The sequence below is a fragment of the Paracoccus luteus genome (genome assembly GCF_004522155.1).
Classification (GTDB): domain Bacteria; phylum Pseudomonadota; class Alphaproteobacteria; order Rhodobacterales; family Rhodobacteraceae; genus Paracoccus; species Paracoccus luteus.
Genome location: NZ_SDEA01000002.1, coordinates 183,512 through 203,026 on the forward strand (window position 1 = coordinate 183,512; position 19,515 = coordinate 203,026).

Genomic DNA, 19,515 nt, shown 5'->3' on the forward strand with positions numbered 1-19,515 from the left:
CCCACGGTGTCCAGTTTGGGCCCGACATTTGGCCGTGGAGCGATGACGAACTCCTGGACCGACATCAAGAACACCGACCTCGTGATCGTCATGGGCGGCAACGCGGCCGAGGCGCACCCGTGCGGCTTTAAATGGGTGACCGAGGCCAAGCACCATCGCGGCGCGAAACTGATCGTCGTGGACCCGCGGTTCACGCGCACGGCGTCCGTGTCCGATTACTATGCGCCGATCCGTCCCGGGACCGACATCGCGTTCCTGATGGGCCTGATTCGCTGGATGATCGAGAACGACAAGGTCCAGTGGGACTACGTCAAGGCCTATACCAACGCCGCGCTGATCGTGCGGGACGACTTCGGCTGGGCCGACGGGCTGTTCACCGGCTATGACGAGGAAAAGCGCGACTATGACAAGTCGAGCTGGGATTACGTCATCGGCGAGGACGGCTTTGCCGCGACCGACCCGACGCTGCAGAATCCGCGCTGCGTCTGGAACATGCTCAAGGCGCATGTCGACGTGTATACGCCCGAGATGGTCGAGCGCATCACCGGCACGCCCAGGGACCGGTTCCTGAAGATCGCGGAAATGATCGGGGAATGCTCGTCTCCCACCAAGACGATGACCTCGATGTATGCGCTGGGCTGGACGCAGCATTCCAAGGGCGCCCAGAACATCCGCGGCATGGCGATGCTGCAGCTGATCCTGGGCAACATCGGCGTGCGCGGGGGCGGCATGAACGCGCTGCGCGGACATTCCAACATCCAGGGGCTGACCGACATCGGGCTGATGTCGAACCTGATCCCCGGATATCTGGCGATCCCGACCGAAAAGGAACCCGACTGGCCGACCTACATGAAGTCGCGGGCCTTCAAGCCGCTGCTTCCGGGCCAGACCAGCTATTGGCAGAACTATCCCAAGTTCATGGTTTCGTTCATGAAATCCATGTGGGGCGAGGCGGCGCAGAAGGACAACGACTGGGCCTATCACTATCTGCCGAAACTGGACGTGCCGTCCTATGACATGCTGCGCATGTATGAGCTGATGGACGAAGGCCGGGTCAACCTCTACTTCTGCCAGGGCTTCAACCCGCTGCTTGCCGCGCCCAACCGCGGCAAGCTGACCCGCGCCTTCAGCAAGCTGAAGCTGCTGGTCACGATGGACCCGCTGGAAACCGAAACCTCGCGGTTCTGGGAAAACCACGGCGCCCACAACGACGTGGACACCGCGTCCATCCAGACCGAGGTGATCCAGCTGCCGTCGTCCTGCTTTGCCGAGGACGAGGGCGCGCTGGTCAACTCGGGCCGGTGGCTGCAGTGGCACTGGAAAGCCTCGGACATGCCGGGCGATGCCAGGAACGACGTCTGGATCATGTCGCAGATCTTCCTGCGGGTGCGGGAACTCTACCGCACCGAGGGCGGCGCCTTCCCGGACCCGATCCTGAACCTGACCTGGGATTACAAGGACGAGAACGAGCCCCACCCCGAGGAGCTGTCGCGCGAAATGAACGGCCGCGCGCTGGCCCCGGTGATGGACACCACCGATCCGACCAAGGTGCTGGTGGAAACGGGCAAGCAGGTGCTGAACTTCAGCCAGCTGCGCGATGACGGCACGACGGCGTCGGGCTGCTGGATCTATGCCGGCAGCTTCAACGAGGCGGGCAACAACATGGCCCGGCGCGACAACACCGACCCCGACGACACCGGCGCCTATCCGAACTGGACCTGGAGCTGGCCGCTGAACCGGCGCATCCTGTATAACCGCGCCTCGGCCGACCTGAACGGCAAGCCGTGGGATCCCACGCGCAAGCTGATCGAGTGGGACGGCGAGAAATGGTCGGGCTATGACGTGCCCGACATCTCGCCCACGGCCAAGCCGGGCGAGGTGATGCCCTTCATCATGAACCAGGAGGGCGTCTCGCGCCTGTTCACCCGGGGACTGATGCGGGACGGACCCTTCCCGACCCACATGGAGCCGTTCGAATCCCCCGTGCAGAACGTCTTCAACGACCGGATGCGCGGCAACCCGGTGGTCCGCGTCTTTGAAAAGGACGCGGCGCAGCTGGGCACCTCGGCCGAGTTCCCGTTCGTCGCCACCAGTTACCGCCTGACCGAACATTTCCACTATTGGACCAAGCACAACGTGGTGAACGCCTCGCTGCAGCCCGAGTTCTTCGTGGAAATCAGCGAGGAGCTGGCGGCGGAACGCGGCATCGAACGCGGCGGGCGCGTCCGCGTCTGGTCGAAACGCGGCGAGGTCTGGGCCAAGGCGCTGGTGACCAAGCGCATCAAGCCGCTGATCTGCGACGGCAAGCCCGTCCATGTCGTCGGCATCCCGCTGCACTGGGGCTTTGTCGGTGCGGCGCGCAAGGGCTGGGGGCCGAACAGCCTGACGCCCTTTGTCGGGGACGCGAACGTTGAAACGCCCGAGTTCAAGGCGTTCCTCGTCAACATCGAACCCGCCGTCGGGGAGGCCGTGTCGTGACCACCGTGAACACTCAGGACAGCCCCCGGACCGCCGTGTCGAACCCGCCGGTGCAGCCGGGCTATTCCAACCTCGGCCAGCCGGCGGTCAAGCGATCGTCCGCCGGCGGCCCGGTGGCCGAGAACCCGACGCCGCTGACCGAGGTCGCCAAGCTGATCGACGTCAGCAAATGCATCGGCTGCAAGGCCTGCCAGTCGGCCTGCGTGGAATGGAACGACACCAAGCCCGCAATCGAAGAAAACGTGGGGGTCTATGAAAACCCCCACGACCTGACGCCCGAGATGTTCACGCTGATGCGGTTTGCCGAATACGACAACCCCGACAACGGGAACTTTGAATGGCTGATCCGCAAGGACGGCTGCATGCACTGCGAGGATCCGGGCTGCCTGAAAGCCTGCCCGGCGCCCGGCGCCATCGTGCAGTACTCCAACGGCATCGTGGATTTCATCCACGAGAACTGCATCGGCTGCGGCTATTGCGTGTCGGGCTGTCCGTTCGACATCCCCCGCATCTCGAAGGTGGATCACAAGGCGTATAAATGCACGCTGTGTTCCGACCGCGTGGCGGTGGGACAGGGCCCGGCCTGCGCCAAGGCCTGCCCGACCCAGGCCATCGTGTTCGGCACCAAGGAGGACATGAAGATCCACGCCGCCGAGCGGATCGAGGATCTGAAGTCGCGGGGCTATGCCAACGCCGGCCTCTATGACCCGCAAGGGGTGGGCGGAACGCATGTCATGTATGTGCTGCACCACGCCGACAAGCCGGGCATCTACAACAGCCTTCCCGAAGAGCCGCGGATTTCCTCGGTGGTCGAGGGGTGGAAGGGTCCGACCAAGACCGTCGGGCTTGCCGCCATCGGTCTGGCTGCGGTCGGCAGCCTGGCGATGGGCCTGTTCAGCCGCAGCGCCGTCGCGCCCGAGGATGAACAGCAGGCCGAGGACATGGTGGACCGCGCCGCGGCCGGGCTGCCCGTCCAGCCGACCCCAGGGCAGGAGAAGGTCTGAATGGCACGTCGCGTCTATTCCGAACCCGGCGACCGGATCGTGTCCACCGATCCGGTCTCGGTGAACCGTTATCGCGGCCTGACCCGGCTGAACCACTGGATCACGGCGATCAGCCTGATCCTGCTGGCGCTGTCGGGTTTCGCGCTGTTCCACCCGTCGCTTTACGGGCTGACGGCCCTGTTCGGCGGCGGCCAGACGACGCGCTGGCTGCATCCGTTCCTTGGCATCGTGCTGGTCGCCAGCTTCCTGCTGCTGTTCCTGCAGCTGGTGAAATACAACATCATGCGCCGCGAGGATCTGGTCTGGGCACGCCACTTCCGCGACGTGGTCAGCGGCCACGAGGAACGGCTGCCGGAACTGGGCAAATACAACCTGGGCCAGAAGTTCATCTTCTGGGCGATGTTCTGGCTGATCATGATCCTGATCGTGTCGGGCATCATGATCTGGGAACAGTATTTCGGCGGGCTGGTGACGATCCCCACGCGGCGCGTGGCCATGCTGGTGCATTCCGTCTCGGCGGTGCTGATCCTGCTGGTGTTCATCATCCACGTCTTCGCGGCCATCTGGACGCGCGGGACGCTGTCGGCGATGACGACCGGCAACGTGTCGGGCGGCTGGGCGTGGCGGCACCACCGCAAGTGGCTGCGGGAACTGGCTGGACGCCAGAAGGTCGATCCGGCAGAGTGACCCTTCGCCTCAGCGAAGGATCACGATGACGCAGGACATTCCGGCCCGGCCCGACATGATCGGCGGCGTTTCGACGCCGCCGTTGGCCATTCTGCCCCGGCCCGCGCGGCTGTTCGCGGCCCGCGCCGACCGTTTCGCCCATCTGGCCGACGGCTCGCGCCTTGCGCCCTATCTGCGGTTCATGGCCGATCTGACCCGCGCGCAGGCCCGGCTTGCCGACACGCTGCCGCCCGCGACCGCGCCCGACCCGGACCGGGTGGCGCTGGCCCGCGCCGCCCGCATGCCGCCCATCGACCGCCACGCGGTCCTGGACGACGCGGCGCTGGCCGCGACGCTGGACGCGGTGATCGCCGCCGCGCGCGACATCGACATGCCCGCCCCGGCGCGGCTGGCGCTGGACGCGCTGGCCGACGCCGCGCCCGAGGATCGGCGCTGGCTGATCGCCAACATCCTGGACGACGCGATCCCCGCCGACAGCGTGGCCCCGCATCTGTTCGTGGCCGCCGCCGTGCAGCTGCATCTGGCGCGGCTGGCGGCGGGGCTGGACGCGGGCCAGCTGGTCGCCATCCGCACCGGCGTCTGCCCCTGCTGCGGCGGAAAGCCGGCGGCGTCGGTCGTCACCGGCGTCATGGGGGCCGAGGGCGCGCGCTATGCTGCCTGCGCCGGCTGCCAGACGCTGTGGAACGAGGTGCGGGTGAAATGCCTGTCCTGCGGGTCCACCAAGGGCATCGGATTCCAGTCGCTGGACGACGGGACCGGCGACGCGCAGGTCAAGGCCGAGACCTGCGACGAATGTGACGCATGGGTCAAGCAGATGGACCAGCACAAGAACCCTTCGCTGGACCCGATCGCGGACGATGTGGCCAGCCTTGGGCTGGACGCGCTGATGCAGGGCGGGCGCTGGCGGCGCGGCGGGTTCGACCCGTTCCTGACCGGCTATTGATGGACGGGTTGCGCGCCCTGCCCGGCGTCGACCGGCTGTTGTCGGCGGCGGCGGGCCGCGCGCTGGCGGAACGCCACGGGCGGCAGGCCGCGACCGGCGCGCTGCGGGCCGCGCTGGACGATGCGCGGGATGCGGTGCGCGGCGGCGCGGCGGCGCCCGACGCCGACGCGATCTGCGCGCTGGCCGCGGCGCGGCTGGACGCCGACCGCCTGCCCGCGCAGCGCCCGGTCCTGAACCTGACCGGCACCGTCCTGCACACCAACCTGGGCCGCGCCCTGCTGGCCGACGCCGCCATTGCCGCCGCGGCCGAGGCGATGCGCGCCCCGGTCGCGCTGGAATACGACCTGTCCTCGGGCCGGCGCGGCGAACGGGATGCATCCGTCGCCCGGCTGATCTGCGAACTGACCGGGGCCGAGGCCGCCACGATCGTCAACAACAACGCAGCCGCCGTCCTGCTGGCGCTGAACACGGTCGCCGACGGGGGCGAGGGCATCGTCTCGCGCGGGGAACTGGTCGAGATCGGCGGCGCCTTCCGCATCCCCGACATCATGGCCCGCGCGGGCGTGCGGCTGGTCGAGGTGGGCACCACCAACCGCACCCATCTGCGCGACTATCGCGACGCGATCCGCCCGGAAACCGCGCTGGTGATGAAGGTGCATCCCTCGAACTATCGCATCGACGGGTTCACCGCCGCCGTGCCGGGGGACGAACTGGCGGCGCTGGCGCATGGCGCGGGCGTGCCGATGCTGCACGATCTGGGGTCCGGGACGCTGGTCGACATGACGCGCTGGGGCCTGCCCGCCGAACCCACCGTTGCGCAGGCGGTGGCCGAGGGCGCGGATCTGGTGACGTTTTCCGGCGACAAACTGCTGGGCGGGCCGCAGGCAGGCTTTATCGTGGGCCGCGCCGAGCTGATTGAGCGCATCGACCGCAACCCGCTGAAACGCGCGCTGCGCCTCGACAAGATCCGGCTGGCGGCGCTGGACGCGACGCTGCGCCTGTATCGCGACCCCGACCGGCTGGCCGACCGCCTGCCGACGCTGCGGCTGCTGACGCGGACGCGCGACGACATCGCGGCGCAGGCCGCGCGGCTGGTGGCGCCTGTGGCGGCGATGCTGCCCGATTACCGCGTGGCGGTGATCGATTGCGCCAGCCAGATCGGGTCGGGGGCGCTGCCCGTGGAAACCCTGCCCTCGGCCGCGCTGGCGCTGACCGGCGCGGGGGGCGACGCGCCCGACCGGCTGGCGGCGCGGCTGCGCGCCCTGCCGCTGCCGGTGATCGGGCGCATCCGCGACGGCGCGCTGGTCCTGGACCTGCGCTGTCTGGCCGACGACGGCGACCTGCTGGGCGCGCTGACGCGACTATGATCGTCGGGACCGCAGGTCACATCGACCACGGCAAGACCGCGCTGGTCCGCGCCCTGACCGGCGTCGATGCCGACCGGCTGGCCGAGGAAAAGGCGCGCGGCATCACCATCGAGCTGGGTTTTGCCTATGCCGATCTGGGCGGCGGCTCGGTCACGGGTTTCGTGGACGTGCCGGGGCACGAACGGTTCGTCCATACGATGCTGGCGGGCGCGGGTGGGATCGACGTGGCGCTGCTGGTGGTCGCCGCCAACGACGGGGTAATGCCGCAGACGCGCGAGCATCTGGCGATCCTTGACCTGCTGGGCGTCCATCGCGGCATCGTCGCGCTGACCAAGGCCGACCTTGCCGACGCGGACCGCCGCGCGCAGGTCGCGGCGCAGATCGCGGCCACGCTGGCGGGCACCGGGCTGGCGGACGCGCCGGTGATCCCTGTCTCGGCCCTGACGGGCGAGGGCATCGCGGACCTGCGCGACGCGCTGGCGCTGGCCGAGGCGCAGACCGCCCGTCGCGCCGCCGATGCGGCATTCCGGCTGGCCGTGGACCGCAGCTTTACGCTGAAGGGGACGGGCACGGTCGTCACCGGCACCGTGCTGTCGGGCCGCGTCGCGGTCGGCGATACCGTCACCCTGTCACCGCGCGGGCTGACGGCGCGGGTGCGGGCGATCCATGCCCAGAACCAGCCCGCCGCGCAGGGCGTGGCGGGCCAGCGCTGCGCGTTGAACCTTGCGGGCGACGGGGTCACGCGCGACGGGGTCCATCGCGGCGATGTCGTGCTGGCGCCCGCGCTGCACGCGCCCACGGACCGCATAGACGCCCGGTTGCGCGTGCTGGCGTCCGAGCCCCGGCCCATTGGCGTCTGGTTCCCCGCCCGCCTGCACATCGGCGCGGCCGAGGTGGGGGCGCGCGTCGTGCCGCTGGCCGAACCGCTTCAGCCCGGACAGGCGGGGCCGGTGCAGCTTGTGCTGGACGCCCCGGTCGCCGCGGCGGTGGGCGACCGCTTCATCCTGCGCGACGTGTCGGCCCGGCGCACCATCGGCGGGGGCGCCTGCCTTGACCTGCGCGCGCCCGCGCGGCGGCGGCGGACGCCGGAACGGCTGGCGGCGCTGGACGCCGCCGCGCTGCCCGACCCCGCGCGGGCGCTGGCAGCGATGCTGGCCGTGCCGCCGCTGGTCGTGGACCTCACCGCCTTTGCGCGCGACAGGGCGCTGTCGCCCGACCAGTCGGCGGCGCTGGCCGGCGCGGTCACGGTGATCGACGCGGGCGCGACCCGGCTGGCGCTGTCGCATGCGACCGCCCGCGGGCTGGCGGCGGCGGTCGAGGGCACACTGGCGGATTTCCACGCCGCCAACGCCGAGATGCAGGGCATGGGCCGCGAGCGGCTGCGCCTGGCGGTGACGCCGCGCCTGCCGCGCGAGGGGTTCGCGGCGTGGCTGTCCGCCCGCGTCGATGCGGGCGCCGTGGTGGTCGAGGGCGCGTTCCTGCGCCTGCCGGGCCACACCGCCCGCATGACCCCCGAGGACGAGGCCCTGCTGGCCCGCATCCTGCCCGAACTGGGCGGCGCGGCGCGGTTCCGCCCGCCGCGCGTTCGCGACATGGCGACCGGGTGGGCCGTCCCCGAGGGCGACGTGCGCCGCGTCCTGCGGATGGCCGCACGGCAGGGCCGCGTCGATCAGATCCGGCCGGACCATTTCTTCCTGCGCACCACCACCGCCGAGATGGTCCGCATCATCGCCGAGGTTCAGGCCGCCGCACCCGACGGCTGGGTCACGGCGGCGGCGTTCCGCGACCGGGTGCAGAACGGCCGCAAGGTCGCGATCGAGATCATGGACTTTTTCGACCGGCAGGGGGTGACCTTGCGCCGGGGCGATTTACGCCGCATCAATCCCCATCGGGCCGATCTGTTCGCCTGAACGGAGGAGAATCGTCCCCGGTGGGGCGGCCGGACTTCAAATCCGGTTGGGGCAGCGCGCCTGTCCCGGGTGGGTTCGACTCCCATTCTCCTCCGCCAATGTTCCCCCCCCGTGGCAGGTTCGGTTCCCGCGCGCGCTGTCGGGGCGCGCGGCCCGGCTGCGATCAGCCGCCCAGATCCAGCCCGCGCGCGGTCGGCGGCTGCCAGGTCTTGGATTCCGGCACCGCGCCGGCCGGATTGGTCCCGATCATCGACCCGCCCGTCCCGCCCGTCCAGCCGGTCGATCCCGACGCCGCGGGTGCCGTGCCGTCGGCGCGCTGGGGAACCGGCGGGGTCGCGGCGGTGGCCACCCCGTCCGAGGCCGCCGGCGCGGCATCGCCGATAGCCCCGGCGGTCGCCTGATCCGACGGCGGGTTCTGCGCCGCCGCGGCCGGGGTTCCGGCGGGGGCGGGCTGCGTGTCGGTGTTCTGGGCGACCATCGGGACGTCGGGGGCCGCGGCGGCTGGCGCAGGTGCTGGCGCTGCGGCGGCAGTCGTCGGGGCAGTTGTTGCGGCGGGCGTCGGGCCGGTCGTTGCGGTGGGGGCGGCCGCAAGCGGCGCGGGGCTGGCGGCCGGTGCCGTCGCAGCCGCCGTCGCCGCGCCGCTGCCGACCGAGGGTGCAGGGGCCTGCGGGGCGGCAGCGGCAGCATCGGCCTGCGATGCAGCCGTCGTCGTGTCAGCGGCCCCCGTGCCGGTCGCCGGAGCAGTGGTCGTCGTGGCGGGCGCGGCGGTGGTCCCAGCCGGTGCGGCGTCGGTCGCCGACGGCGCAGGGGGCGGGGCCGGGTTGCCGGTGGGCGTCGCGCCGGTCTCGGCCATCGCCTCGGCCGTGGTCGCGGGCGTTTCGGTCTGCGCAGGCTCGGTCACGGCGGGATCGCGGTCGGTCGTGACGGACGGGCCGGTCGTCGTGTCCGCGGGCGGCGGCGGCGCGGTGGCCACGGTCGGCCCGGTCGAAGGTTCCACCGCGCGCGCGGTTCCCGCTGGCGCGGCGGGGGACTCGGCCGGGGGGGTCGGCGCGCCGGCGGGGTCCGGGGCCGGCGTCGGGCTGGGGGTCGCGGCGGGCGCCGTGGCGGCTGTCTGCGCCAGCGCCGCGCCGGTCAGCGCGGGCAGGGTCAGCAGGGCGGCGATCACTGGGGCAAGCAGTTTCTGCGGCATCGTTCGATCCTCGTGCGATCCCGGTCGGGCGCGACCTGGGCAAAGGTTAGCGCGGCCCCGGCCGTGCGTCATCCATGAACGCGCGGGCGGGGTCAGGGGTTCAGATGCGACGCGATGGCCCGGCCCAGCGCGAACAGCCGCTGTTCCATGATGACCGGCGTCTCGCACACATAGGTCAGGCTTTGCTGGCGGTCGGTAAAGATGCGCGTGTCCCAGTCCAGCGCCTTTTCCTCGGCGTCGATGGCGTCGAAATCGGGGCTGGCGGCCGCGCCCAGTTCCGCCATGCGGGCGCGGCGGGCGTCCACCTGCGCGGCCAGCCGCGCCTGCTGGTGGCCATAACGCGAGATGCCCGCGATCAGGTTGCTGCGCTGGTGGTCGATGCGGTCGAACACTGCCTGCATCAGGGCCGCCAGCCGCATGTCGTCGGCGTCCGCGGCGAAATCGGCGATCGCGGCCTCGGCGTCCGGCAAGGGCATGCGGCGCTGCACCACGCGGTCGGCCAGCGCGGTGATGGCGGGATCGGCGCGGCGGTCGGGGTCGGCGGGCGGGCCGGTCCAGACCTGGCCCAGCGACAGATGGTCCTGCCGGCCCTGGATGCAGGGCCAGTCGGGCGTGGCCTGCGCCGCCCAGGCCGCAGTCGGCCCGGCCAGCAGGCCCAACAGGATAAACCAGCGCATCATCCCCCCTTTCGCCGCACGCCCAGCCCGCGGCCGGGATCGTACATGAACACCGCCCCGCCAAAGAACAGCGCCAGGCACCCCAGCACCACCCCCAGCGACAGCCAGTTGACCTGAAGATACAACGCGAACCGGATCAGTTCGACCGCGTGGGTGAACGGGTTCACCGCGCAGATGTCGTGCAGCAGGGTCGAGGATTCCCGCATCCGCCACAGTGGGTAAAGCGCCGAGGACGCGAAGAACATCGGGAAGATGACAAAGTTCATCACCCCGGCAAAGTTCTCCAGCTGCCGGATCGCCGACGACAGGAACAGCCCCATCGCGCCCAGCATCAGCCCCGACAGCACCAGCGCCGGCAGCACCGCGACATAGCCCCAGACCGGCGGGCGCACGTCCCAGAACCAGGCGATGGCGAGGAACGAATAGACCTGGATGACCGACACCAGCACGCCCGCCACCAGCTTGGACGCCAGCAGGAACCAGCGCGGATAGGGGCTGACCAGCAGGGTCCGCATCGCCCCCGTCTCGCGGTCATAGACCATCGACAGCGACGACTGCATGCCGTTGAACAGCTGGATCATCGCGCAAAGGCCGGGGGTGACATAGACCTCATACAGGACATAGGTCTGATAGGGCGGCGTGATCGACAGGCCCAGCACCGCCCGGAACCCGGCGGCAAAGATGAACAGCCAGACCAGCGGCCGCACCAGCGCGGCCAGGAACCGCCCGCGCTGGTTGACAAAGCGCAGCGTTTCGCGCCGGGCGATGCCGGCGAAGGCGGTCAGCCAGCCCGCCAGGCCGCGATCGGCAGGGATTTGGGGGACGGTCACGCCGCGACCCCGGTCAGCGCCAGGAATGCGCCGGTCAGGTCGCCGTCCGGCGCGGCACCGGCGGCGGTGCCGTCGTGCAGAACCCGGCCCCGGTGCAGGATCACCAGCCCGTCGGCGGGCGCGATCTCGTCCAGGATATGCGTGGCCCACAGCGCCGAGACGCCGTGGTCGGCGATCAGGCGGCGGGTCAGGGCCAGCACCTCGGCCCGCGACTTGACGTCCAGCCCGACCGTCGCCTCGTCCAGCAGCAGCAGTTCGGGGCTGTGGATCAGCGCGCGGGCGATCTCCGCCCGGCGGACCTGCCCGCCGGACAGGGCCGAGACGCGGGCACCCGCGCGGTCGGCCAGATCGACCTGGGCCAGCACCTCGGCCAGCCGCAGGGCGGCCGCGCGCCGGGGGATGCCGTGCAGGGCGGCGTGATACATCAGGTTCTGCCGCACCGTCAGGTCGGCGTCCAGCGCCCGCGACTGGAACACCACCCCCAGCCGCCGCAGCGCCTGCGAGGGCGCGCGCCGCAGGTCATGGCCCGCCACCCGGATGGTGCCCGAAGTGTTGTTGTAAAGCCGCGTGACCAGGCTGAACAGCGTGGTCTTGCCCGCCCCGTTCACCCCCAGCAGCGCGGTGAACGCGCCGCGCGGCACCGTCAGCGACACGTCGTCCAGCGCCTTGACCGCGCCAAAGGCGTGGCTGACGTGGCTGATGTCCAGCGCGGGGGCACGTTCGGGACCGGTCATGGCGTGGGTGCCAGCGGGCCACGCCGCGGGGGCGGCGTCAAGGCCCGCCGGGGGCCTGCGTCACTGGATGATGAAATGCGCGGCCTGCGTCTCGCCGGACGATCCGGGGACCGACAGCGTATAGCGGCCGGGCACGATGGCGACAAAGCTGATCTCGGCCTCGCCCGCGGCGTCGAACTCGATCGAGTGGACACCCATCGGGCGGATCTCGATGTCGTTGACGATGATCTCGTTCACCCAGACGGCGCGGAAGAAATCGCCACCCGACAGCGCCAGTTCCGCGCTGCCGTCGGCCACGATGTTGATGCGGTAATAGCCCCCGGATTTCAGCGTGTATTCGCCCCCCGCGACCGGCTTGCCCGAGGCGAGCGTCAGCGGTTCCAGATCCTCGCGGTTGGATCGCACCATGATGCCCGAAGGGCCATAGTCGTGGTGCTGCACCGCAGCCCCCGCCGTCGCAGGTGCCGCCGCCGCGGCGTCATCATCGTCGTCGTCGTCTTCGCCGGCCGGCGCGGGCGTCGCCGCATCGGCCTGCGCGGCATCGGCGCCAGGCGCGGGGGTTTCCGGGGCGGTCTGTGCCAGCGCGGGCGCAGCCAGCGCCGCGGCCATGAGGGCCGCGATCATCAGTCGGGTCATCTCTCTCTCCCTTGGTTTCGATCAGTTCGGGGCGACGACGACGCCCCAGGGCTGCTGGCCCACGGGGATCGACTTGACCGCCTTGTTCGTCGCCACGTCGATCACCGTGACGTCGTTGGAATTGCCGTTGGTGGTGTAAAGCTGGCTCTGGTCCGGGGTGAAGGCCATCTGCCAGACCCGCTGGCCGACCAGGATATAGTCCGTCACCTCAAGGCTGTCGCCATCGACCACGGCCACGCGGTTGGCCGGTCCCAGCGCCACGAAGATCTTTTTGCCGTCGGCGGTGACGCGCACGCCGACCGGCTGGATCGCCTCGGGCAGGACGCCGGGGATGTCAAAGCTGATGGTGTGGATGATCGCCTGCGTCGCCGGGTCGATGACGCTGACCGTCCCGCCGATTTCGGAACTGACGTAAAGCCGCGTGCCGTCGTCGGAAAACTGCGCAAAGCGCGGGCGCTGGTCCACCAGCACGTTGGCGGTGATCTGATACGTCTCGGCGTCGATGAAATGCGCCATGTTCGTCGTTTCGGACGTGTTGATGACGACCTTGCCGTCGGGCGAGATGCCCATCCCCTCGGGCTCGACGCCCACGGGGATCTCGGCCAGCATCTGGTGGGTCTTGGTGTCCACGACCGTGACCAGGTTGTCATCCTCGTTGGCGATATACAGCGGGTTGCCCGACGGGTGCAGGACGAACAGTTCCGGGTCGGGGCCGCTGGGCAGGGTGTGCAGCTCCTGCATCGTCTCGGGGTCGAACACCCGCACCAGATCGTCGTCGGACGCGCAGATATACAGCTCCTTGCCATCAGGCGAGATGGCGATGCCGCGCGGGCGGTTGCCCACCGGATAGCTGCCCAGCACCTCGAGCGTGTCGCCGTCGATGACGGTCACGTCGTTGCCCTTTTCGTTGGACACGAACACCTTGTTGGCCAGCGCGGGCGTGGCGGACAGCAGCAGGATCAGCACGGCGGTTTTCATCGGTCCCTCAGAGTTTGCAGGCGGTTTCGGGGCGGTCGATCCCAAGGGTGTCCAGCGCGGTGACCTGATGCAGATACGCGTCCTGCGGGCTGACGCTGGCCATCAGCAAGCCGGTGGTCAGCAGGATCGGCTGGCGCAGCTGGTGATCCCAGTCGCGGACGGTCAGCTTCTGGCCCTTGAACCCTGCGACGTTGAAATCGGGCGACAGGATGAAATCGCGCAGCACGTCGGGATCGGCGGACCGGGCGCGGGTCGCGGCCTCGCCCACCATCCGCAGGGCGATCCAGGTCTGGTAATCCTCCTCGCGCATGGGGCGGGCGGCCAGCGCCTCGAACCGGTTCTGGAACTGGGTCGCGCCCCAGGCCTCCATCGCCGGATGCCAGCTGCGCGGCACCAGCCCGGCGGACCCGGCCACGGGGCGCGGATCCCATGTGTGATAGGGCATGTAGCCCGCGAAGATCCCGGCCTCGTCGGCGGTGATCATGATGTCGTAATCGGGCGCGCGCTGGGTAAAGACCGGTATCTGGGCCTGCACCTGCACATGGCCCGAATCGGTGCGCCGGGCGCCGCCGGTATCCTCGAACACGCGCTCTTCGACGATTTTCGCGCCGAACTTGGTCGCGGCGCGGCGATAGGCGTCGGCCAGGGCCTGATCCTCGGGGTGGCTGCCGGTGACAAGGAACCAGCGCGGCCATTTCTTCCACATCAGGAACTGCGCCAGCCCGTCGGCCGCCATCGCGTGGCTGGGCGCGGCGTGGATGACGTTGGCGCGGCAATCGGCGCCGCGCAGCGCATCCTCGCGCGCGCGGGCGTTCAGGATCAGGGCGCGGTCGCCCGCCCGGTCGGCCAGCGCCAGCGTCGTCGCGGCATCGGCCAACACGACGACAAAGCGGATGTCCTGGGCCAGCAGGCCGTCCAGCCCGGCCGCCGCGGTTTCGGGGGTGGCCGCAACCTCGACCGCGTCGAAGTCCTGGCCCATGAAGCGGCCGGTGGTGTCGTTGTCGTCGATGGCCAGCCGCGCCCCGGCAAAGCCCAGGTCGGGGGGCGGCAGTTCCAGCCGCGAAATCGGGGGCAACCCGGCCCGATCGACCCGCAGGACGCCGATGCGGATCATCTGCGGCGCGGGCTGCGCGGCGGGTTGCGTGGCGGGCGCCGCCTGCTGGGCGATTGCGGGCAGGCCCGGCGCCCCCGCCAGAATCGGGCCGATCATCGCGGCCGCCAGCGCGCGGCGCAGAACCGTCGTGTGTCGCATCGTCATCCTCCGCCGGTCAGTCTTGGCGCTGCGACCTGTTCGCGCAACCCCGCAAAATGTCCCGGAAATCAATGCCGATCTTGCCTGCGACATAGGGATGATGGACGCCGCCGGCCGGCCGCGCCATGCTGCGGGGATGAGATGGATCCGCCCCCTGCTGCTGACGCTGGCGGCGCTGGCCACGATGGCCGCCACGCCACTTTACGGACCGCCGCCGGAACCCGGCACGGCGGTCTGGTTCGGGCTGCATTTCATCGACACCTCGACCGAGGGCGCGATCCAGGGCGTGCGCGCGGATGAGACCGCGCGCATCGCCATGATCGAGGATTTCATCGCCGACGACCTGACCGCGCGGGGCTTCACCCTGATCGAACCGCCGGCGGACAAGGTCGCGGCGATCAAGAACCCCGTGAACTCGAACCACCGCGACACCAGGATCGCGGCCGGGATGGGCGCGCGCTATGCTATTTCCGGCGAGGTGCAGAAGGTGTCCAACCTGATCCTGGCGGTAAACCTGTATGTGCGCGACGCCCAGACCGGCAAGAACGTGCGCGCGGGCGCCGTGGACATCCGCGGGAACAACGACGAAAGTTTCCGGCGCGGCTACAGCTATCTGCTGAGAAACATCATCTTTCGCGAGGAGTAAGGATGAAGCCTGTGCTGACGGTGGCGCTTGCCGCCATGCTGTCGATGGTCGGGGCGGCGCACGCGCACGGGCCCGTCCGCCTGAAGGTCGAACTGACCGAGACCCTGAACGCCGCCCCCGACGAGGTCTGGGCCGCCATCGGCAAGTTCGACGACATGGGCTGGCATCCCGCCGTCGCCACGACCGAGATGACGGCCGACAGCGCCTCGGCCACCGAGCCCGAGAAATCGACCCGCGTCCTGCACCTGCGGGCGGATGCGGGCGATCCCACGATCACGGAACAGCTGACCAAGTGGCAGCCGGAAAAGCGCTGCTATGCCTATCGCATCACGGCGGTCGAGGTGACGGTCCTGCCGGTGACCAACTATGCCTCGACCCTGTGCGTGAACGATCAGGACGGCAAGGCCAGGGTCGTGTGGAAGGGCGGGTTCTATCGCGGCTTTCCCAACAACGACCCGCCGGCCGAACTGAACGACGACGCGGCGACAGCGGCCGTCACCGGCATCTATCAGGCCGGGCTGGACGCGCTGGCGGAACGCTTCGGCAAGGCCGAGTGATCCGCGCGGCGCTGGCCGTCTGCGTGATGGTATCCCCGGCGGTGGCGGGGGACATCGCGTTCGTGACGTCGCAGAATGCGGGATCGATCAGCATCGTCGATCTGGATGCGGGACGGGTCCGCGCGACGGTGCCGGTCGAGGGCGCGCCCGCGCCCGTCGCCTATGACCCGGCGGCGGGGCGGGCCTATGTCATCGCCGCCGAGACCGGCCGGCTGACCGTGCTGGACACGACCGGCGCGGTCCTGCAGCGCGCCGATCTGGGCGAGGGCAGCTTTGGTATCGCCGTGGGCGGGGGGCGGCTGTTCGTGGCCGACTGGTATGGCGCGCGCCTGCGCTGCCTGACGCCTGACGGGGCCGAGGTCTGGTCGGCCCCGACCGGGCGCGCGCCCGCTGGCGTCGCCTTGTCCGGGGACCGGCGCGTGGTGGTGACGGCGGACCGCGACGACGACCGGCTGTCGGCGTTCGACGCGGGTGATGGGCGCGCGCTGTGGACGGCGCGGACCGGCAGCCACCCTTATGCCGTGGTCTTTCACGACGGCCGGTTCTGGACGACCGACGTGCAGTCGAACAGCCTGACGGTGATCGACGCGGCCAGCGGGGCGGTTCTGGCGCGGGTCCAGACGGGCGATCATCCCTATGGCGTGGCCTTCGCGGGCGGAAAGGGCTTCGTCACCGACCAGTATGCCGCGAAGGTGACGGTGTTCGATCCCCGGACGCTGGCCGCCACCGGCACCATCGAGGTCGGCGATTACCCCGAGGGGATCGCGGCGCTGTCGGACGGGCGGCGCGTGGCGCTGGCGAACTGGGACGCGGACCGGCTGACGGTGATCGACGCGGCGACGCAAACCGTCACGGCCGAGATCGACGTGCCCGCGGGTCCGCGGTCGTTCGGGATGTTCGTCGGGCCGGACGCGCCCTAGGGTCGGCCGCTAGCGGATCTCGGGCGCGATCTCGGTCAACTCGCCGCCAGCGGCCTGCCAATCCTCGACCCCGCCGGGGAACCAGGCGACACTGGCATAGCCCATCTCGACCGCGCGGCGGGCGGCATTCCAGCTCATCCAGCAGTCGGCCTTGCAGAAGAACACCAGCGCGGCGCCCTTGTCGCCGGCGGTCAGCCATTCCAGCGCAGCGGCAAAGCCCGCCTGGGCCTGCGGCGACAGCCGGTCATAGCCGGTGTCGGGCAGCCACACCGCGCCGGGGATCGACAGATGCACGGGCTGGCGCCAGACGGTCCCCGCGGGCAGGCCATCCGGGCGGCGGACCTGCGGCAGCACGTCGATCAGCACCGCGCCCTGCGCCTGCCATTCGGCGGTGCCGCCCGCGTCCAGGACGGTGGCGCCGGCCAGCGTCGCGGGGACCGGCGCGCGATACGGCTCGCCGTGATAGCCCGGCGGCTCGGGCACCGTCTGGGCGGCCGCGGGGGCGCACAGCAGGGCGGCCACGGCCAGCACCGCGGCGGCCCGCGCCGTCATGGCTTCAGCGCCTTGCCGAAGTCATCGACCAGCGGCACCCCCGCCTGATGCAGGATCGCGTCGATCTCGGCCTGGTTGCGGCGGATCAGGCTGTTCAGCTCGCGCTTCCAGTCCTGTTCGCTGGGGCGCACGCCCATCGTGATGCGATAGAACAGCTTGGGCCCGCCCTCTTCCTTGAGAAGGGGGGTGAACTGCAACTCCGGGTCGGCCTTGACCAGCGGACCCGCCAGCGGACCCCAGAGGACGGCGGCGTCCAGTGTGCCGTCCTTGACCGCCGCCAGCATGTCGCCGACCGGGTTTTCCACCCGCCGGTCCACGAACAGATCCCAGCCGCGCATGTCCTTGGCCAGCCCGGCGCGGGCCATGTGGGTCGCGGGCGGCGTGCCCGCCACGACCCCCAGCTGACGGTCCTTGAGCGCGGGGTCGGTCAGCCGGTCCACCCCGGCCAGTTCGCCGTCCTTGCGGGTGACGATGCCATAGACCGAGGTATAGTAATGGTTGGTGTTCTGCACCAGCTCGTCGCCCTGGGCATAGCCCATGACCACGTCGCAGGTGCCCGCGCGCAGCGTGCGGCGGATGAAGCCGCTGCCCTGCGGGAACCAGCTGTATTCCACCGGCAGGCCCAGCTTGGCCGCCATCAGCTCGGCCAGCTTGTTTTCGAACCCCGATCCGTCCTGCGACGACAGCGGATCGGCCGCGGGATCGGCGCAGACGCGGAACGCCGTCGTGGACCGCAGTTCGGCCAGCTGCGCCGGGGCGGCCTGCGTCCCCGCCGCCAACAGCGCGGCGGCCAGCAGCGCGGCGCGGGCGTGGCGCATCCTCAACCCTCCATGCACGAGTTTTCCTGCGCGGCGAACTCGTCGGACTTGGCGGCTTTCTTCGCAGGGCGGCCACGCGGGATCGACTCGGTGCCGCGGGCGAGCAGATAGGCATAGATGTCGTCCACATAGCACCAGACGTTCTTGTTGGTGCCGAAGGCGGGCATCACCTGGTTGGCCGAGCCCGAGCCGATGTTCTGCATCCCCGAGGCGACGATCTGCTGGAACTGGTAATAGTCCATCTTGTGGACGACCGAGTCCTTGAGCGCGGGCGCATAGGTCGAGCCCTCGCCATCCGGGCCGTGGCAGACATGGCATTCCGCGTGATAGCGGCGATAACCCGAGAAGGACGCGTAATCGAGTTCGCCGTTCTCATCGACCTTGAAGGTCGGGATGCCGTCGGCGTTATACCAGCGGCCGTTTTCCATGTTCGCGGGGGTCAGATCCTGCGGGCCGTCCGGCAGGTTGATCTGGGCGACGCCGGTCACATGGCCGGGCGAGACGGCCCCCACGCCGGTCGCGACGGCAGAGCCTGCGGCGTTGACCTGCATCTCGACCGAGTTCTTGGTGCGGTCGATGGCGGCGGGGGCGCCGCGGACGGGGGCACCGCCATCGGCCGGGGCGGCGGGCGAGGTCGCCGCGGCGGCGCCCGCGCCTGCGGCGGCCGGGTCGGCCGGTGGCGTGGCGGTCTGCGCAAAGGCGGCATTCGCCAGCACCAGGCTGAAGGCCAGCACGCTGGCGGTCGTCGAAACGGTCATGGTCAAGCTCTCTCCCATTGCGGTGCCACCCCCTCCAGATGGAACCGCCCCGAGGTTATCCCCGGGGCGGTGATTGTGCAGTCACACTTTCGTCGGCTGGACGAAAGTATCAGTTGGACGGCTTGGCCGCGGCATCGGCCGCCGGCTCCATCGGGACGGCGCCGGTCGCGGTGGATTTGCCCGCGCCCTGGCCTTCGGCCGGGGCCGACGGATCGCTGGGCGCGGCGGCGGCATCAGCGGCGGGGGCCGCGGCGTCGGCCGCCGGTTCCATCGGGACGCCGCCGGTCGCGGTCGATTTGCCCGCGCCCTGGCCTTCGGCCGGGGCCGACGGATCGCTGGGCGCGGCGGCGGCATCAGCGGCGGGGGCCGCGGCGTCGGCCGCCGGTTCCATCGGGACGCCGCCGGTCGCGGTCGATTTGCCCGCGCCCTGGCCTTCGGCCGGGGCCGACGGGTCGGCCGGGGCCGCGGCGGCGTCAGCAGCCGGGGCAGCCGGGGCCGCAGCAGCGCCGCCAGCGGGGGCCGCAGCGGCTTCAGCCGCAGGCGCGGCCGAGGCATCAGCCGCAGGCGCCGCGGCAGTGG

General features: G+C 70.6%; 19 protein-coding genes and 1 tRNA gene. 10 read left to right on the forward strand and 10 right to left on the reverse strand.

What is annotated here, in order from left to right:
- The first annotated feature begins 6 nt into the window (after window positions 1–6).
- The 7 genes from fdnG to EPA64_RS03775 all read left to right on the forward strand — a co-directional run bounded on the left by fdnG (window position 7) and on the right by EPA64_RS03775 (window position 8,487).
- Complete coding sequence (fdnG, locus tag EPA64_RS03745) at window positions 7–2,478, forward strand: formate dehydrogenase-N subunit alpha (protein ID WP_484217445.1); 2,472 nt, start codon at window positions 7–9, stop codon at window positions 2,476–2,478.
- On the forward strand, window positions 2,475–3,482 hold the full coding sequence (gene fdxH, locus EPA64_RS03750) for a formate dehydrogenase subunit beta (RefSeq protein ID WP_167626576.1): 1,008 nt from the start codon (window positions 2,475–2,477) through the stop codon (window positions 3,480–3,482). The genes fdnG and fdxH overlap by 4 nt, the downstream gene beginning before the upstream one ends.
- Entirely contained in the window at window positions 3,483–4,169 is a 687-nt protein-coding gene (locus EPA64_RS03755; RefSeq protein ID WP_134724917.1) for a formate dehydrogenase subunit gamma, read from the forward strand.
- A 25-nt stretch (window positions 4,170–4,194) separates the two neighbouring features.
- Entirely contained in the window at window positions 4,195–5,112 is a 918-nt protein-coding gene (fdhE, locus tag EPA64_RS03760) for a formate dehydrogenase accessory protein FdhE (protein WP_134724918.1), read from the forward strand.
- Window positions 5,112–6,479, forward strand: a complete 1,368-nt coding sequence (gene selA, locus EPA64_RS03765; protein WP_134724919.1) for an L-seryl-tRNA(Sec) selenium transferase — start codon at window positions 5,112–5,114, stop codon at window positions 6,477–6,479. Before fdhE ends, selA begins: the two co-directional genes overlap by 1 nt.
- Complete coding sequence (gene selB / locus EPA64_RS03770) at window positions 6,476–8,389, forward strand: selenocysteine-specific translation elongation factor (protein ID WP_134724920.1); 1,914 nt, start codon at window positions 6,476–6,478, stop codon at window positions 8,387–8,389. The genes selA and selB overlap by 4 nt, the downstream gene beginning before the upstream one ends.
- 2 nt (window positions 8,390–8,391) lie before the next feature.
- Window positions 8,392–8,487: transfer RNA gene (locus tag EPA64_RS03775), tRNA-Sec, on the forward strand.
- 65 nt (window positions 8,488–8,552) lie between these two features.
- On the opposite strand, the gene EPA64_RS03780 is transcribed toward EPA64_RS03775, so the two are convergent.
- From EPA64_RS03780 to EPA64_RS03810, 7 genes are all read right to left on the reverse strand, one after another.
- The gene (locus EPA64_RS03780) at window positions 8,553–9,578 is read right to left on the reverse strand and encodes a hypothetical protein (RefSeq protein WP_134724921.1); all 1,026 of its coding nucleotides are present in this window, start codon (window positions 9,576–9,578) and stop codon (window positions 8,553–8,555) included.
- Window positions 9,579–9,670: 92 nt separating this feature from the next.
- On the reverse strand, window positions 9,671–10,255 hold the full coding sequence (locus EPA64_RS03785; RefSeq protein ID WP_246026592.1) for a hypothetical protein: 585 nt from the start codon (window positions 10,253–10,255) through the stop codon (window positions 9,671–9,673).
- The gene (locus tag EPA64_RS03790) at window positions 10,255–11,085 is read right to left on the reverse strand and encodes an ABC transporter permease (RefSeq protein WP_181953494.1); all 831 of its coding nucleotides are present in this window, start codon (window positions 11,083–11,085) and stop codon (window positions 10,255–10,257) included. Before EPA64_RS03790 ends, EPA64_RS03785 begins: the two co-directional genes overlap by 1 nt.
- Complete coding sequence (locus EPA64_RS03795; protein WP_134724923.1) at window positions 11,082–11,819, reverse strand: ABC transporter ATP-binding protein; 738 nt, start codon at window positions 11,817–11,819, stop codon at window positions 11,082–11,084. Before EPA64_RS03795 ends, EPA64_RS03790 begins: the two co-directional genes overlap by 4 nt.
- Before the next feature lie 60 nt (window positions 11,820–11,879).
- Window positions 11,880–12,260, reverse strand: coding sequence for a cupredoxin domain-containing protein (locus EPA64_RS03800; protein ID WP_425467012.1), 381 nt, complete (start codon window positions 12,258–12,260; stop codon window positions 11,880–11,882).
- A 216-nt stretch (window positions 12,261–12,476) separates the two neighbouring features.
- Window positions 12,477–13,433, reverse strand: a complete 957-nt coding sequence (locus EPA64_RS03805; protein ID WP_134724925.1) for a YVTN family beta-propeller repeat protein — start codon at window positions 13,431–13,433, stop codon at window positions 12,477–12,479.
- Between the two features lie 7 nt (window positions 13,434–13,440).
- Complete coding sequence (locus EPA64_RS03810) at window positions 13,441–14,547, reverse strand: ABC transporter substrate-binding protein (protein WP_246026606.1); 1,107 nt, start codon at window positions 14,545–14,547, stop codon at window positions 13,441–13,443.
- A gap of 274 nt (window positions 14,548–14,821) precedes the next feature.
- Here EPA64_RS03810 and EPA64_RS03815 point away from each other — a divergent pair, with 274 nt between their 5' ends.
- The 3 genes from EPA64_RS03815 to EPA64_RS03825 are packed head-to-tail and all read left to right on the forward strand — an operon-like array spanning window position 14,822 to window position 16,808.
- A complete protein-coding gene (locus EPA64_RS03815) occupies window positions 14,822–15,331 on the forward strand; it encodes a DUF3280 domain-containing protein (protein WP_134724926.1) in 510 nt (169 codons plus the stop codon).
- Window positions 15,332–15,333: 2 nt separating this feature from the next.
- Window positions 15,334–15,888 (forward strand): SRPBCC family protein, encoded by a 555-nt coding sequence (locus tag EPA64_RS03820; RefSeq protein ID WP_134724927.1) that lies wholly within the window; start codon window positions 15,334–15,336, stop codon window positions 15,886–15,888.
- The gene (locus tag EPA64_RS03825; protein WP_134724928.1) at window positions 15,885–16,808 is read left to right on the forward strand and encodes a YncE family protein; all 924 of its coding nucleotides are present in this window, start codon (window positions 15,885–15,887) and stop codon (window positions 16,806–16,808) included. Before EPA64_RS03820 ends, EPA64_RS03825 begins: the two co-directional genes overlap by 4 nt.
- A 9-nt stretch (window positions 16,809–16,817) precedes the next feature.
- On the opposite strand, the gene EPA64_RS03830 is transcribed toward EPA64_RS03825, so the two are convergent.
- The 3 genes from EPA64_RS03830 to EPA64_RS16875 are packed head-to-tail and all read right to left on the reverse strand — an operon-like array spanning window position 16,818 to window position 18,936.
- Window positions 16,818–17,360 (reverse strand): PQQ-dependent catabolism-associated CXXCW motif protein, encoded by a 543-nt coding sequence (locus tag EPA64_RS03830; RefSeq protein ID WP_134724929.1) that lies wholly within the window; start codon window positions 17,358–17,360, stop codon window positions 16,818–16,820.
- A complete protein-coding gene (locus tag EPA64_RS03835) occupies window positions 17,357–18,178 on the reverse strand; it encodes a substrate-binding domain-containing protein (protein WP_134724930.1) in 822 nt (273 codons plus the stop codon). Before EPA64_RS03835 ends, EPA64_RS03830 begins: the two co-directional genes overlap by 4 nt.
- Window positions 18,179–18,180: 2 nt before the next feature.
- Entirely contained in the window at window positions 18,181–18,936 is a 756-nt protein-coding gene (locus EPA64_RS16875; RefSeq protein ID WP_134724931.1) for a c-type cytochrome, methanol metabolism-related, read from the reverse strand.
- Window positions 18,937–19,515 lie beyond the last annotated feature (579 nt).